Annotated in this window: 11 protein-coding genes; 4 read left to right on the forward strand and 7 right to left on the reverse strand. The window is 57.9% G+C overall.

What is annotated here, in order from left to right:
• From AC5LBQ_RS06090 to manA, 3 genes are all read right to left on the reverse strand, one after another.
• Positions 1 to 3083, reverse strand: a 3083-nt coding sequence (locus AC5LBQ_RS06090) for a glycosyltransferase family 2 protein (protein WP_493264929.1), incomplete at its 3' end; no start/stop codon positions are given.
• A 30-nt stretch (positions 3084 to 3113) separates the two neighbouring features.
• Entirely contained in the window at positions 3114 to 3407 is a 294-nt protein-coding gene (locus AC5LBQ_RS06095) for a WhiB family transcriptional regulator (protein WP_295027759.1), read from the reverse strand.
• Between the two features lie 256 nt (positions 3408 to 3663).
• Complete coding sequence (gene manA, locus AC5LBQ_RS06100; RefSeq protein ID WP_493264930.1) at positions 3664 to 4875, reverse strand: mannose-6-phosphate isomerase, class I; 1212 nt, start codon at positions 4873 to 4875, stop codon at positions 3664 to 3666.
• 97 nt (positions 4876 to 4972) lie between these two features.
• On the opposite strand from manA, the gene rfbA reads away from it, so the two are divergent.
• Complete coding sequence (gene rfbA / locus AC5LBQ_RS06105) at positions 4973 to 5836, forward strand: glucose-1-phosphate thymidylyltransferase RfbA (RefSeq protein WP_282921088.1); 864 nt, start codon at positions 4973 to 4975, stop codon at positions 5834 to 5836.
• A 96-nt stretch (positions 5837 to 5932) separates the two neighbouring features.
• Here rfbA and rfbB read toward each other — a convergent pair whose 3' ends face one another.
• Complete coding sequence (gene rfbB / locus AC5LBQ_RS06110; RefSeq protein ID WP_493264931.1) at positions 5933 to 6925, reverse strand: dTDP-glucose 4,6-dehydratase; 993 nt, start codon at positions 6923 to 6925, stop codon at positions 5933 to 5935.
• Positions 6926 to 7130: 205 nt separating this feature from the next.
• Here rfbB and AC5LBQ_RS06115 point away from each other — a divergent pair, with 205 nt between their 5' ends.
• From AC5LBQ_RS06115 to AC5LBQ_RS06125, 3 genes are read left to right on the forward strand one after another with little or no spacing between them, the layout of a single operon-like run.
• Positions 7131 to 8186, forward strand: coding sequence for an NAD-dependent epimerase/dehydratase family protein (locus tag AC5LBQ_RS06115; protein WP_307741683.1), 1056 nt, complete (start codon positions 7131 to 7133; stop codon positions 8184 to 8186).
• A 55-nt stretch (positions 8187 to 8241) separates the two neighbouring features.
• Complete coding sequence (locus AC5LBQ_RS06120; RefSeq protein ID WP_282922632.1) at positions 8242 to 9063, forward strand: ABC transporter permease; 822 nt, start codon at positions 8242 to 8244, stop codon at positions 9061 to 9063.
• Positions 9063 to 10412 (forward strand): ABC transporter ATP-binding protein, encoded by a 1350-nt coding sequence (locus tag AC5LBQ_RS06125; protein WP_493264932.1) that lies wholly within the window; start codon positions 9063 to 9065, stop codon positions 10410 to 10412. The genes AC5LBQ_RS06120 and AC5LBQ_RS06125 overlap by 1 nt, the downstream gene beginning before the upstream one ends.
• A gap of 40 nt (positions 10413 to 10452) precedes the next feature.
• Here the strand turns inward: AC5LBQ_RS06125 and AC5LBQ_RS06130 are convergent, their stop codons facing one another.
• The 3 genes from AC5LBQ_RS06130 to AC5LBQ_RS06140 all read right to left on the reverse strand — a co-directional run bounded on the left by AC5LBQ_RS06130 (position 10453) and on the right by AC5LBQ_RS06140 (position 14353).
• On the reverse strand, positions 10453 to 11553 hold the full coding sequence (locus AC5LBQ_RS06130; RefSeq protein ID WP_493264933.1) for an acyltransferase family protein: 1101 nt from the start codon (positions 11551 to 11553) through the stop codon (positions 10453 to 10455).
• Positions 11550 to 13409 carry a rhamnan synthesis F family protein gene (locus tag AC5LBQ_RS06135; protein WP_491680189.1) on the reverse strand — a complete coding sequence of 620 codons (1860 nt, stop codon included), beginning with the start codon at positions 13407 to 13409 and terminating at the stop codon, positions 11550 to 11552. The genes AC5LBQ_RS06130 and AC5LBQ_RS06135 overlap by 4 nt, the downstream gene beginning before the upstream one ends.
• Before the next feature lie 86 nt (positions 13410 to 13495).
• The gene (locus tag AC5LBQ_RS06140) at positions 13496 to 14353 is read right to left on the reverse strand and encodes an NAD-dependent epimerase/dehydratase family protein (RefSeq protein WP_282921082.1); all 858 of its coding nucleotides are present in this window, start codon (positions 14351 to 14353) and stop codon (positions 13496 to 13498) included.
• Between the last annotated feature and the right edge of the window lie 39 nt (positions 14354 to 14392).

Genomic DNA, 14392 nt, shown 5'->3' on the forward strand with positions numbered 1-14392 from the left:
CCCCCCCCCCCCCGCCCCCGTTCCGTCCCCCCCCGCCCGTTGCGCGCTTGCGCCGTCCCTTCGCCTGTCGGCCGGGAGGGATCCCCCCCCTCCCACGGGGCCGGGGCGACCCGAGCCACGCTGACCGCAGCGGAATCGACCAGGCGCCACACCGTGCCGGCCTCCGTGGTGGTAATCCTTTCCAGCGGCGCGGCCGAGTCCAACGTGTTAATCAGGGTGGTGGTCGCCGCGTCCTTGCTGCGAGGCACGATGATGAAGTTCACATCCAGCTGGGCGAGCTGCTCTCCCAGCTTCGGGGTGGAGCCTCCCAGCACCGACGCCACCGTAGCCTGCAGCACCGCGTCAGCCGCATCGGGGGTACGCGAACCGGTCACGTTGCGGTAGTTTTTCAGTTTCAGGTAGGGGGACGCCTCAAAAGTCGTGTCGCGCCAGTCCCGCCATAAACCGGCCGTCACCAGGGTGGATTGGTTGGGGGCGCTGGAGACCTCCAGGTTTAGGGCCCGCAGGTGGCGTGGGGAGGACTGACCTTGGGCGACCGTGGCGGGGAGGCTCACATCCCGAAAAGTTGCCAGCGCGTTGAAATCGGACGCGCCGGGAGCAACCATCTGGTTCACCAGCAGCGGAGTGGCCCCCAAAACCGGGATTAGCACCGCCACAGCCACCACGGCCTGGACACTGCGGTTGCTCCAGTTGGCTATTTCAACCGGAATCGTCAATTGCAGACGCCCCACCGAGAACAGGGCGGAAGTAATCAATCCCGCGTGAAACAATGCCAATCCCGGCCCGCACCAGGCGCACACGGCGTTGGCTCCAGAGACGGAAACCGGGGTGGAACTCGCCAGCCACGCCGTCACCAAGCCGCCCAACGCGAACAGCAGACTCCAGTGAGCTCCGGTGGAATGGCCCGGAATAATCACCCCGGCCACCACGGTCAACAGCAGCAAAGCCAGGGGCAGGAAAGCAAGGAGTTGCCAGCCGGGCAGGACAATAGGCAGAGACGTCGCCGCCACGTCCACCGGCCAGGCTGCGAGTAAATCCCACCAGTTAGGCCTCGGGGTGGGCAGCGGCACAGACAGACTGGACAGCCACAGGGGCCATTGGGCGGGAGTACCGACTGTGCGCACCACCGTGGGCACCGCCAACAAAACAGCCGGGGCCAGCACAATCAGGGCGTGGACGGCTTTCAGCCGCAGACGGGCCGGAATTGGGCTCCAGCCCGGGTCTGGCGCCTCAGTTTGCGCCTCGGCAAAAAGCGGGTTAGCGACCCCTTTCAGCATCGCCATTCCCACCAGGAGTACCACCGGAATGACCATAATCACGGACGCACTAACCGTCAGGAAACCGGTGAGGGCGGCGATGCCGACCTGGATAATCGCAGCGGAATGCACGTTTACCGTGACCGGTTCGATTTCTCCCATCACGGTCCGGGACACCGGCATCCCGGTGCCACGAGCTAGAGAACCGGCAAAAAGGGGCACGCTCACCGCTAAAACCCACACCGGCAACTGCCCCAAACCCATACTAACCAGCAGATTCGGACTCAAGGCCCAGGAGAGGGCAACCAGGGCGCGCAGCGTGCGGGAATCAGTGAGAACCCCGGCAGCCCACCACGCGCTGAGCCAGGCCAGCGGCAGGGTTGCGAAGAGCAAAACCGCCAGCACCACCGGCCCTTTTACCCCGACGAAACCCGCGATTTGCCCCAGGCTCGCCACCTCCAGACCCAGGGGATCCACCGCCCCGACCGCCGAACCGTAGCCCAGACCGGCGGGAATCCACCCGGAAATGAGGTCGGCCCAAAAATCCTGGTTGTTCACCGGCAGGTTCGCCAGCGCTCCGCCGGACACCCCACCGATGGCAAAACGCCAGCCCAACAGCCCTATCAGGGTTAGGGCAGCAGCAACGACCCACACGAGAGTGCGATCCACGGCCTTTTCGGTATAAAAGTTGCGCCGCGCTGCCGAGTCCGCGATTTGCGGGCGGCGCTGGTCTTTGGCAACGCGCCGGGCCGTGGTTTTAGCTTGGCGGATCTGGGAAGATTTCACTTGAAGAGGCCGCAAAGTGCGGGGACTCAACTTGCTTTGACGCACCCGCCGCAGCCGGGATTGCCACGCGGCAAAAGGCCGGAACACCGTCACCAGGGTGGATTGCAGTTCTCCGGCCGCGAGCTTGGGCTCTTTCGTGACGATACGCCAGAAAAACCGCAGTAGGCCGAGTACCAGAACAATCAGCGGGAGGAAGATAAACAGCCACCAGGGTGCCGCCACCATCCAGTTGTGCAGCTGAGCGGTACGCCGGGCGGTAAAGGAACGCTTCGCATCGGACTCCAGCTTGCCGTTGGCTTCCACGTCGCGCCCGGTGGGGTCGAAGCTGCGGGCGGAACGGGCGGGACGCCCCCCATCGGGACCGCGCAGCCCAAAGTAGCCCGCCATCTTGTGATACACCACAGCGCGCGGCGCCACCACGACCCGATACCCGGCCAGGTGTACCCGCCGGGAAAACTCCAGGCCATCGCCGAAAGGGCCCAGGTGCGGGTCAAAACCGTCCAGGCGGCAAAACGTTTCCCAGTCCACCAGCATTCCCGCCGTGCCCACACCCAGCACGTCCTCGCGACCGTCATATTGACCCTGGTCGACCTCGCCGGTGTCCATTTCTTGCAAGCGCCGTCCGGAGCGGGTAGCGCGAATGCCGACCTCCACGATTTGATTGGCTTTGTCCCACAACCGCTGTTTCGCGCCGACGACTTTGATGGATGAGCCAGATTCTAGGACTTTCAGCTGTTCGGCCAGGCAGGAGGGAGCCGGGGCGGAGTCGTCATGCAAAATCCACAGGGCGTGAGGTTTACCCGGAGCGGGCGTGGGGAAATCGGGCTGAGCTTTGGCTTGGCGCAGCGCCTCGCCCAAGTTGGGGGCGCCGGGAGTTTTCAGTACTTTCGTGCCGGAGCGATGGGCTACTCCGGAACTGGAAACGTCGATGACGAACACCTGCTGTGGCGCCAGGGTCTGCCGAGACACCGCCAAAAGGGTCGCCGCCAGGTAGGGTGTCTCCCCGGAAGTGACGATGAGGGCGGTAACTGCAGTGTGCACAGAGTTAAGGATATTACGTCCCTATTGAGGTCAGGACGCACGACGCTTCAAACGACGGCGTTCCCGCTCGGACAAACCGCCCCAGATTCCAAAGCGTTCGTCGTTTTCCAGCGCATATTGTAGACACTCGGCCTTAACCGGGCAGCGAGAGCAAACGTTTTTCGCTTCACGGGTCGAACCGCCCTTTTCCGGGAAAAAAGCCTCCGGGTCGGTTTGCGCACACAGTGCCTGAGCCTGCCAGGCCAGCGGTCCATTGAGAATTTCGTCTATCTCTGGGGTTGCATCAGCGAAATCGAGATCGCCTTCACCAAACAGATTCCACAAGGACCCTTCACCTCATTCGCTCTGACAACTTCTGTAAATTTGGCGCCGCGTCTCAGGGACGCCAAAAGCGTTACCTCTAAGTTACACGCGTGTGATTCAATAGTTCAAGTGGTTTCAGGTGCCAAGTTTGGCTCAAGTATGCGAAAATCCACCAATTGCACAGCTTGAACGCAAATGTGAGATATGTCACATAGGCTCGACACGCCCGTGGAACGTTTGCCACAAAAACGGGTTTGGGACTAATTGCTGGCTCGCCTCAGGGAATGTCGGTCTGGAGCACGACCCCGGTTCCGGCAGCGTAGACCGGGACCTTATCCGCCCGCACAAACACGACTTCTCCCGGGTGCAGCACCAAACTGGCAGTCGCTCCGTCACGCAAGGTCGGAGTGCCTTCGAGGCCCAGAATCAGCCGTCCGCCGTGGCCGGGCAGCGCCAGTTCCCGCCCGTCCAGGCGGGTCACGGAAAACTCGAAATCGTCCACTGGGGCATAGAACACCTGGGTCGATTCCGTCACCCACTCCGGGGCGATGCGTACCGGCGGGGCGGCGACATAATCCAAACAGTTCAATAGCTCCTGACAATCCACGTGCTTCTCAGTCAGCCCTGCCCGCAGCACGTTATCCGAGCTGGCCATGACTTCCACCCCGAGCCCGGAGAGATAGGCGTGAATCCCGCCGGGAGGCGTAAACAGCACTTCCCCCGGTCGCAGGGTCACCGGGTTCAGCATCGCTGCCACCACCGCTCCGGCATCCCCGGGATAGGAACGCGCCAAACCCATAACGGTACGGTCCACCCGCACGGACGGCGAAGTCCCCGCCTGCAGACGGTCCGTCATCGCCGCCACCGTGGCCTCGACCTGCGCCGCTTGTGGGGTCGTATGCGGAGACAAGAGCCGATCCACCACCGTGCGGATACCCTCAGGGGACGTATTGTCCCGCAGCATAGACACGATTTGCACCGCTAGCTCCGTGTCCAAGTCAGCGAAGATCTCGATGATGCGCCGGGGCGCCCGAAACCCCGCCAGCGCCTCGAACTTCGTAATCGCATAGATGAGTTCGGGTTTATAGTTGGGGTCCTTGTACAGCCGCTGCGGGGAATCCAGCGGGATACCCGCCAATTCCTCGGCTTTGTAGCGGGCTGCGGCACGCTCCCGGTCCGGGTGGACCTGCAGGGACAGCGGGCGTTTCGGGGCGATGAACTTCATCAGGTAGGGCAAGCGCGGTCCAAAACGCTCCACCACCGAAGCCCCCAGAGTGCCCACGGGGTCAGCCGCAATCCAGTCCTCCAAAGTCAAGGGGTCCTCCTCGGGCTGACCCGACGCGTCGAGCAGGACCGAGGGCGACAGCTGGTGAGCGCCGAACCACACTTCTGCCAGCGTCTGACCGGGCGTACCGATGCCAAAGCGCTCCTGAATAGCCGTATCCGAGCCCCAGGTGTAACGTTTCTCAATCCCTCCGATGCGCTCCACGGCGTTTCCCCTTTCGTTTGCTTGGGATTAATTTTAGGGAGGTTTTCGCCGTTCATTAGTACTTTCGGGTGGGTTTTTGGTTGGTAGGCTTGGTTTCATGCGTGGAATTATTTTGGCCGGCGGGTCCGGCACTCGTTTGCATCCCATTACTTTGGGCACCTCGAAACAGCTGGTGCCGGTCTATGACAAGCCGATGGTGTACTACCCCTTAACGACCTTGATTCTGGCCGGGATTCAAGACGTCCTGGTCATCACCACCCCACACGATGCCCCGTCTTTTCACCGTCTGCTCGGCGACGGCTCCCAGTTCGGGATTCACCTGGAATATCAGGTGCAAGAGGTCCCCAACGGCCTGGCCCAGGCGTTCGTGCTGGGGGCGGACTTCATCGGTTCGGAAGAAGCTGCCCTGGTGCTGGGCGACAACATTTTCTATGGTCCGGGCATGGGCGACCAGCTGCAGCGATTTAAGGGCATAGATGGCGGAGCCGTGTTCGCCTACCACGTCCACAATCCCAAGGCTTACGGCGTGGTGGAATTCGATGAGAACTTCCGCGCCATTTCCATTGAGGAAAAACCCGCGCAGCCCAAGTCAAACTATGCCGTGCCGGGTCTGTATTTCTATGACAATGACGTGGTAGGGATTGCCCGAGATTTGAAACCCAGCGCCCGCGGGGAATACGAGATTACGGACGTCAACCGGGTTTACCTCGAAGCGGGGAAACTGCAGGTTGAGGTCCTGCCACGCGGCACGGCCTGGCTGGACACCGGGACTTTTGATTCCCTGGCAGACGCGACTGCTTTCGTGCGAACCGTGGAAAAACGCCAAGACCTGAAAGTGGGCTGCCCCGAAGAAGCCGCTTGGCGTCGGGGATTTTTGAGCGACGCGGAGCTGGCCGAACGCGCCGAGCCGCTGCGCAAATCCGGCTACGGGGACTACCTGCTGGGGCTGCTGGAAGCCTAGCGCCCCCGCGTTGTCAGAAATCGGGGATTAAATCGGGTTGCTGGGCTATATGACCAGCAACCCGATTTAATCGCGAAATAGCTACAACGGCTTTGTCTAGTGGCCCTGCTGAGCGTATTTCGCCTCAGTTTCGGCCTTGGCTGACCGCCACCAGTCCTCGTGGGCGGTGTACCAGTCGATAGTGTCACGCAGCCCCTCCTCAAACGAGGTAAATCGCGGGGTCCAGCCAGTTTCCTGACACAGCTTCGTGTTGTCAATCGCGTAGCGCCGGTCATGGCCAGGACGGTCCTTAACATGGTCGAAGTCGTCCTCGGGGAATCCCATCATCCGGTTCAGAGTTTGCACGACTTCCAGGTTGTTTTTCTCACCGTTGGCGCCAATCAGGTAGGTTTCACCCAAGCGGCCTTTCTCAATAATGGCCCACACAGCAGTGTTGTGGTCATGCACATGAATCCAGTCGCGCACATTCAAGCCATCGCCGTACAGGCGCGGGCGCACCCCGTCGATGCGGTTTGTAATCATGCGGGGAATGAACTTTTCCACGTGCTGATAAGGGCCATAGTTGTTTGAACAGTTTGAAATGGTCGCTTCCACCCCGAAGGAACGCACCCAGGCGCGCACCAGCATATCGGACCCCGCTTTTGAAGCCGAGTATGGTGAGGAGGGCCAGTAGGGCGTTTCGGGAGTGAACTTGTGGGGGTCGTCTAGCGCCAGGTCGCCGTAGACTTCATCGGTCGAGATGTGGTGCAGGCGCACGTGGTGGCGCCGGCAGGCCTCGAGGATATGGAAGGTGCCCACCAGGTTGGAATAAATAAACGGCGAAGGATCGACCAGCGAGTTGTCATTGTGAGACTCGGCAGCAAAGTGAACGACCAGGTCAGCTTCCTTCACGAGGGAGTCCACCAGGTCGCGGTCGGCCAGGTCACCGACCACCAGGTTCACCCGATCCAGCCCCGCAATCGAGTCCGGGTTACCGGCATAGCCCAGCTTATCCAACACCGTCACGGTAGCATCCGGGTAATCCTCCACAGTCGTGTGGACAAAGTTAGCGCCAATGAAACCGGCTCCGCCGGTGACCAAAACGTGCATGAAGTTCCTCCTTTATTTCAATGCTTTCCAGCCTACCTTGGCCAGGGTGGGTTTTAAAACCATCTTCTGTGCAAAAGTCTACCGCCCCCGGTTATCTCTGGCTCGTCTCTAGCCGGCTTGCCGAGGGGGTTAGCCCGCAAAGTTCTCGGCCTGGAGTATGACTTGCTAGACTGAGTGGGTCCAAAAATTCAAGGGGAAAATAGTTATGTCGAATGGTTGCCTGGTCACGGGCGGAGCGGGGTTTATCGGGTGCGCGCTATCCCGGCCGCTCGCTGAACGTTTTGACCGCGTGGTTGCCCTGGACAACCTCCAGCCTCAGGTTCATGCTCAGCAGGTTCGCCCGGCGGCGCTCGACCCTCGTGTTCAGTTGGTGGTCGGGGACGTGGCGGATGCGGCGGTATGGGATAGCTTGCTGCAAGATTTCCAACCCCAAGTCATCATTCATCTCGCGGCCGAGACCGGTACGGGGCAGTCTCTGCGCGAAGCGACCCGGCACTCCCGCACTAATGTGCTGGGCACCACCCAGATGACCGATGCTTTGGCACGGCGCGAGGCGATTCCGCAAAAAATTATTTTGACATCCTCACGGGCTGTGTACGGCGAAGGACGTTGGCACGATCAGGAAGGAAACTTCCGTTATCCGGGAATGCGCACCCACCAGATGCTGGCCGCCCAACAGTGGGATTTTGCTGGGCTGAAACCTACAGCCCAGAGCTCTCACGAGGTGAACCCCAGCCCCGCCAACGTGTACGCCGCCACGAAACTCTGCCAGGAAAACCTTTTGACCTCGTGGTGCGGCTCGATGGGAACCGAGTTCGTCAAGTTTCGGCTCCAAAACGTGTACGGAGTGGGGCAGTCCTTGACTAATCCCTACACCGGGATTGTGTCCATGTTTACGCGATGGGCCAAAGCCGGGAAAGCCCTGCCGGTCTACGAAGACGGAGCAATCATCCGCGATTTTGTCTATATAGAGGACACCGTGGCTGCGATTATGGCGGGCATCGACCAAGGCACGAACCGGTATGCCTACGATATCGGCACCGGTGTGGCCACCACTATACTGGAACTCGCGCAAACCGCCGCAGCCTATTACGGGGCTCCCGAACCGGTCATCACCGGAGAATTCCGGGAAGGCGACGTTCGCGCCGGATGGGCCGATATTTCCGCGGCCCGCCGGGAACTCGGATGGGAACCGAAGATAAGTTTGCAGGAAGGCATTGCGAGACTGTGCCACTGGATTGACGGAGGCGCTCTTGAGTAAATCAGACACCAGTCCCACTCCCCCAGCTGTGAAGAAATCCGAGTTTCGCCACACTATGGCTCTGGTTTGGGTGTTGGCAAAAAGAGAGATTTCTGCTGAGTACAAGGGCACGGCGTTGGGTAGGCTGTGGTCCCTGATTAACCCCTTGGCGACAATCGCGGTGTACGCCGCTATTTTTGGGGTTATTTTCCGCGGCGGTGTCGAGCCCGGAATTAACTCTCACGTGCAGTCCTTCGCCCTGTACATCGGGATTGGAGTGCTGTGCTGGGGGTATTTGTCGCGAGTCATTCTCAATGGCATGAACGCTTTTATGTCCAATGCCGGGCTGCTGACGAAAGTGTATTTCCCCCGATATGTCTTGATTTTGGCCTCGACGCTGGCGCAAACGTTCAATTTCCTGTTCGAGTTGCTGGCCTTGCTAATCGTGTGCGCCCTGGTGGGAGGGCCGCTCGTGTTCCTGTACGTGCCTTTCCTGGTGCCGGTATTAATCATCACCGCGGCCTTTGGGACCGGTTTAGCGCTCATGTTGGGGATTGCCACCGTTTATTTCCGCGACATTTCCCACCTGTGGGAAATCTTTACCCAAGTGTGGATGTACGCCTCCGGGGTCGTGTTCCCGCTCTCGATGCTGGTAGCGGCCCAGGATTCCCTGTATGAAAAAGGAATCAGTTTCAACGGTCAGCCGCTGCCCTTGGACATTATCTTTCGCATTAATCCTGCCGAGCTGCTTTTGGAAGCGTACCGGGCCGTTTTCTATGACTTCACCGCCCCGCCGCTGGAAGTTTGGCTAGGCTCTATCGCCTGGACCCTGGTGAACCTGCTGTTCGGTATCCTCATCTACCGAAAGTTCCAGGCTCGAATCGTGGAGGAAATCTGATGCCATCCACTGTCTCCCCCCATGACCCAGAAATCGCTATCAAGGTTGAAAACGTCTCGAAAACGTTTCGCGTCTATCACGACCGCAACCAGTCCCTGAAACGCCGGCTGCTGTCAGGGCGCAAAAATCGTTTTGAGGAGTTTCAAGCCCTGCAGGATGTGTCGTTAGAGATTCCGGTGGGTTCCACTTTCGGCCTGCTCGGCAAGAACGGTTCGGGCAAATCCACCCTGTTAAAGTGCATCGCCAAGATTCTCGCCCCCAACCAGGGCAGCATCACCTCTCATGGACGCATGGCAGCCATGCTGGAGGTTGGATCCGGTTTCCACCCCGAACTGACCGGGCGGGAAAACATCTATTTGAATGGCACGATTCTGGGGATGAGCCGTGCCGAGATAGACCGTAAATTTGACGAAATCGTGGATTTCTCCGGGGTAGAGCGTTTCATTGACCAGCCGGTTAAGAACTATTCCTCCGGTATGTACGTGCGTTTGGGGTTTTCGGTAGCTATCCACGTGGAACCCGAAATTCTGCTGGTCGATGAAATCCTGGCGGTAGGGGACTTGGATTTCCAGGAAAAATGTCTCGACAAGTTCACCCAGTTCCATGACGAAGGGCGCACCGTAGTGGTCGTTTCTCACGCTCTGGATCAGATGCGCACCTTCTGCAGTCAAGCGGCTTGGCTGAATAACGGCAAAATCGTGGCTGTCGGCAACGCTATGGATGTGGTCGATCGCTACGCCAACACCGCCCACGGCGCCGAAAAAGTCGAAGGCGGCGGAGTCCGTTTTGGTTCGGGTGAAGCCCAAATAACCAAACTCGAGTTATTGGGAGAAACCCCGGATAGCTCTCGCCAAGCGCAGCAAGTCAGCCAAGGAGTGCGCGTCCACACTAATGAAAAGGTCACGATGCGTATCCATTATGAAGCCAAAGAGACGATTAAGCGTCCCGTTTTCGGGGCTTCTATCGACACCCGCGAAGGGGTCTGGGTCTGGGGCTACACCTCCCTGGACGATGGGTATGTGCCAGAGTCGATCCCGAAGGGAACGGGCTATATTGACATTGTCGTCCCCCGCTTGCCGCTGCGCACCGGGGCATATTATCTCTCGGCTTCAATCCAGAATTTCGAACTGACGAACATCATTGATGCCTGGCAAAAGGCTGTGGCGTTCAAGGTCACTCCCTGGGCGGGAATGGAGTCGGCGGGCATAGTGACGCTGAATTCGCATTTTGCGAACTTGACCCCGCCACAACCGATGCTGGAACTGCCCACGCGCGATACGGACTATTGGACCCGGATGACCGGCGAGGACAACTCTGAAGATTCAGGCGAGCCGGAGGCAAACGCCTAACCTACCACTGGCTACCCCAATCAAGTCAGTGTTCACACAGTTACGAGGCGGAACGCTCCGGGTGGCGGATCTTCCGAATCAGGCTCATAATCAGCCGATGAACATGGAACAAAACGAACCCGACCGCCCCCGACAGCAAACAGAGCACCAGGAAAGCCACGTACTTCCACCCTTGTGAAAAATCTTGAATCGGAAAACGATTAAACGCCTCCGCGATAATCACGTGGTGAACCAGGAAGATGGCGTAGGAGTATTTCGAAATCCAGTTCACAATCTGGGTAACGCCCCAGACTTCCAGGTATTTGCCGATGAACACCAGAACCGTGAAAGCCGAGATGCCCACCAAGGTCACCGCCAGGCGGTCGGGAACCTCAGCGAAACAAAACGCTGCGAGAATCAAGATACCGACCGCGGGAATGAGCGCCCACGGGGAGACCTTTTTCCAGTAGGTGGCAAAGTACATGCCAAACAGCAGCTCTGGGATGCGGAACGGCAACAATACCGCCGTTGAGTAGGGCAGCGGGTGCAGTTGCCAGAAAATCATCGCGGCAGCGTATATCCCCAGACCGAGCACAGCAGTCGCCCAGGGATGCTCTTGCACCCCCCACAGCATGAGGGGAAAAACCAGATAAAAGATGACGATGAACCCCAGGAACCATTCCCCCAAAAGGTACATGGTCGGCACCCCGAAGTTAGCCACGAGGCCGTCCATAGCCATAATCGTCAGCGGAAAAGACCGGTAAGGCAGCGGGCCGACATTTGCCCTGTACACCAGGAACCGCAGAGTAAAGAAAACCGCGTAGGCAATCCAAAACATGGGGTAGATACCCAAAAAACGTTTCTTAAAGAACAGTTTTAAATCGAGGGGACGCCGGTAAGTCACCGTCAGGGCAGTGCCAGAAATCATCAAGAACAGGGAAACACCCAGGTCGCCAACATAAATATGGAACGGGTGATTGGTAATAATCCATCCCGAGGCGGTGAAAAACGGGTTGTTGAAATGTGTCAACAAAATCAGCAAAACACTGAAAGCTCGGACGAAATCCAAATAGAACAGCCGCTTCTTTTTGGCTGGTTCACGGGTGTTCGGAGAATTTGAACTGGTCGGGGAAACTTCTGAAAGTCCGCTGGTTTCGTTCATAGACCGCGCTTCCGATCCATGCGTTCCCGGTATTTGCGGCGCATCTCGACGTAGGTCTGACGCGGCAGGATTTTGCGCAACACCCGCACGTACAGCTTTCCCTTTCCGAAAACAGTGAAGGGCAATTTGTCGGCATAGTTCATGTTCTTGACGTAATAGGCCAGATTCGTCAGTTCGATACGCGAGAACTCATCGGAGAAACAGTGCGCGGAAAAGTAGCCGGCAGATTGCGCCACGTAGGCATAAGCCCGTTCTATCGCGTGCAAGATGGTGCCGTCAGTGTTGTTGGGTTCGGGCGGGAAATCCTCCCACTGCCAGTCCCGGTCATATAGCGGAGCCAACGCGGCGGGACGGAACCAGAACATGGTGCCCAACGGGGCTATGGGCTCAACGTCCTTTGACAGGGGGACCTGGCATCCCAAATCGTTGAGAAGTTCCACAGTGTTGTTATAGTTCAAGCCCCAACTCGTGTAGATATAGGGCGCAAAATAGTCCGCATGGTTCGGAGGCGGCGGGAACATCATCCCCAAGCGTGGCTCTTGACGGAACTTATCAATCAGATTGGCCACATATTCCCTGGTGGCAAACATGTTCTCAAAGCACTTCAACGCAAAACCGTCACCAATCGAGCCCTGGCTCAGCTGGGTGACTTTCTTGTCGTGAGCAAAGCACACCAGGTCGTAATCATTGATGATGTCCTTGACCCCCACCAGCAGCGCGGACACGTCGCGGCCGCGATTCTCGATGAGGCGAATAATCACGTTGTAGGGAAGGTCCTGGGTCGCTTCCCGAACTTTCGCCGCTTTTTCCTCACCGCCGACCGTGATGATGATGTCGGTGCCGGTAGGCATAGTCGACACATAGGCCAAAAGTTTGGGCAGTATATCCAAGTAATACACGTGCAACACCATGGCGATTTTCAAATCGGGGGCGTTTTCCACGCAGGGCGGGTTCACCGCGCGGGTGGGGAACACGTAGGTGAGCTTCAGATTGTTCACCAGGTTCATGAGGTTCATGGTCCTCAGCGCATTGTTCCAAATCAGGTTCACATCGTAGTCGGTGTGGTCACGCAGATATTCATAGAGGTCACGAGTGTCCTGCCCGACTGACTGCATCAAAACGTCACGGTAATCGTGAAAGAACGAACGGCGCTTGAAAATCGGACACCGTTTTTCCTTAATGATTTTCACTGGCGAAAACATGATGGGAGCAAAGTTATAGCCCTGTAAATCCTCAGTGTTGACATACACATCAGATTTAAAACCAAGTTGCTCAAAACGCTTTGTGAAGGGAATCTCGTGTTTCCCGACCGAATCGTCATAATCCTTGATAGTTGGCAAATCGCGCCAATAGTCTTGGAACACCTGGGCGGTAATCAGGGAACGACGATAGGCGTGGAAATGCGACTGGATGTGACGCGGAATGTAGCCTTCCGGGGTCGTGCCGAAAGGATCCATGGGGTATTCATGAAACCAGGTGATGCCCCAGAAATCGATATCTCGCTGATTCATCTCGGTGAACATTTCCGAGAAAGGATAGACCGGACCCATAATCGTGGCATTGAACATGATGACTTCATCGAACTGCGCCAAATGGTCCCACCCGGTTGTCTCCAGGGCGGTTTTGTAGGCCCAAGCGTCGAGCCCTTCGTTCTCACGTACAATCAGCCGATCCGACCAGGACTCGAATTTCTCCCGACCCGCCTGATTCAGCGCTCCGTTAACCACAATGCACAGTTCGTCAAGGTTTTTCCGCATGTCGAGGACCATCGTGTCAACGTAGTCGTCGACCACCCCGTCCCGATCATAGAAAAAGAAAATCCCGAACCGCTTGGGGTTTTCCGGCATGACAGTCATGTTTCACCTTCCATAATTTGCCTGTTGCTGAGGCGAGCCCAATCCCCAGGTCACCCGGTTGCTTTCCCGAAATGCTGGCTGATTCACTAGGAAACGATGGGGGCTTCGCCCGCGGCCGCCAGGATTTCGGTAATCTTGTCAGGATTTCCCCACTCGCCCGGAGAATCATAAGGGCGGTCGGGGTAGGCACCATAGTCGAGGGTGATGTCGAGATTGTTTTCCTTAATGTAGGACTCCACACGCTCAGCGAGGGACTGCGGTTTGCCAGTGCAAACGTTGATGATGCCATCCACAGCGTCCTGAGTGGCGGCAACGGCAATCTGACGTGCCAGTTCGTCTACGGTGATGAAGTCGTAAAGGTTCTTGCCCATAGTAAAGGGAAAGTGCTTTTGCCCGGCCTGGCCGGCTTTCAACAGTTTGGAAAAAATCGAGTCACCGCGTAAATCGTCACCGGTGATGTAGTAGGCACGCAGCCACTGCACCTGAACATCATGCTGTTTAGCCGTCAGGAAAGTGAACTGGCGCAACGCATTTTTCGCAATGCCGTAAAGCGACTCGGGGTTGCAGTTAGCGGTTTCATCAATAGCGCCCTCCCAATAACCCACTTCGTGCATGGTCCCCATGGTGGCAAAGTGCTTTAAGCCGCCTTTAAAGAGGTTCTCGGTGAAATGCATATGCGCCGCAAGGTCATCGATATGGCTGGCGGAATTGTGTTTGAATCCATCGCGCCAAGCCATGTGCAAGACAATCTCGGGACGGCCAATCTCATCATAGATAGTCGGCGACCCCGAAAAAATATCCGCCTGCACCACGGTAGCCCGCGGGTCAATCCCGGAGGTGACGCGGTCTATGACTGAAACCTCATGACCGCGCTCTAACAACTTCACGACAACGTGCCGACCAATGTAACCGCCAGCACCAGTAACCAGAATCTTCTTTCCCACGCCCCAATGCTACCAGCGCCATACCCGGCTTACCCAAAT

This window comes from Mobiluncus sp. (assembly GCF_985070215.1).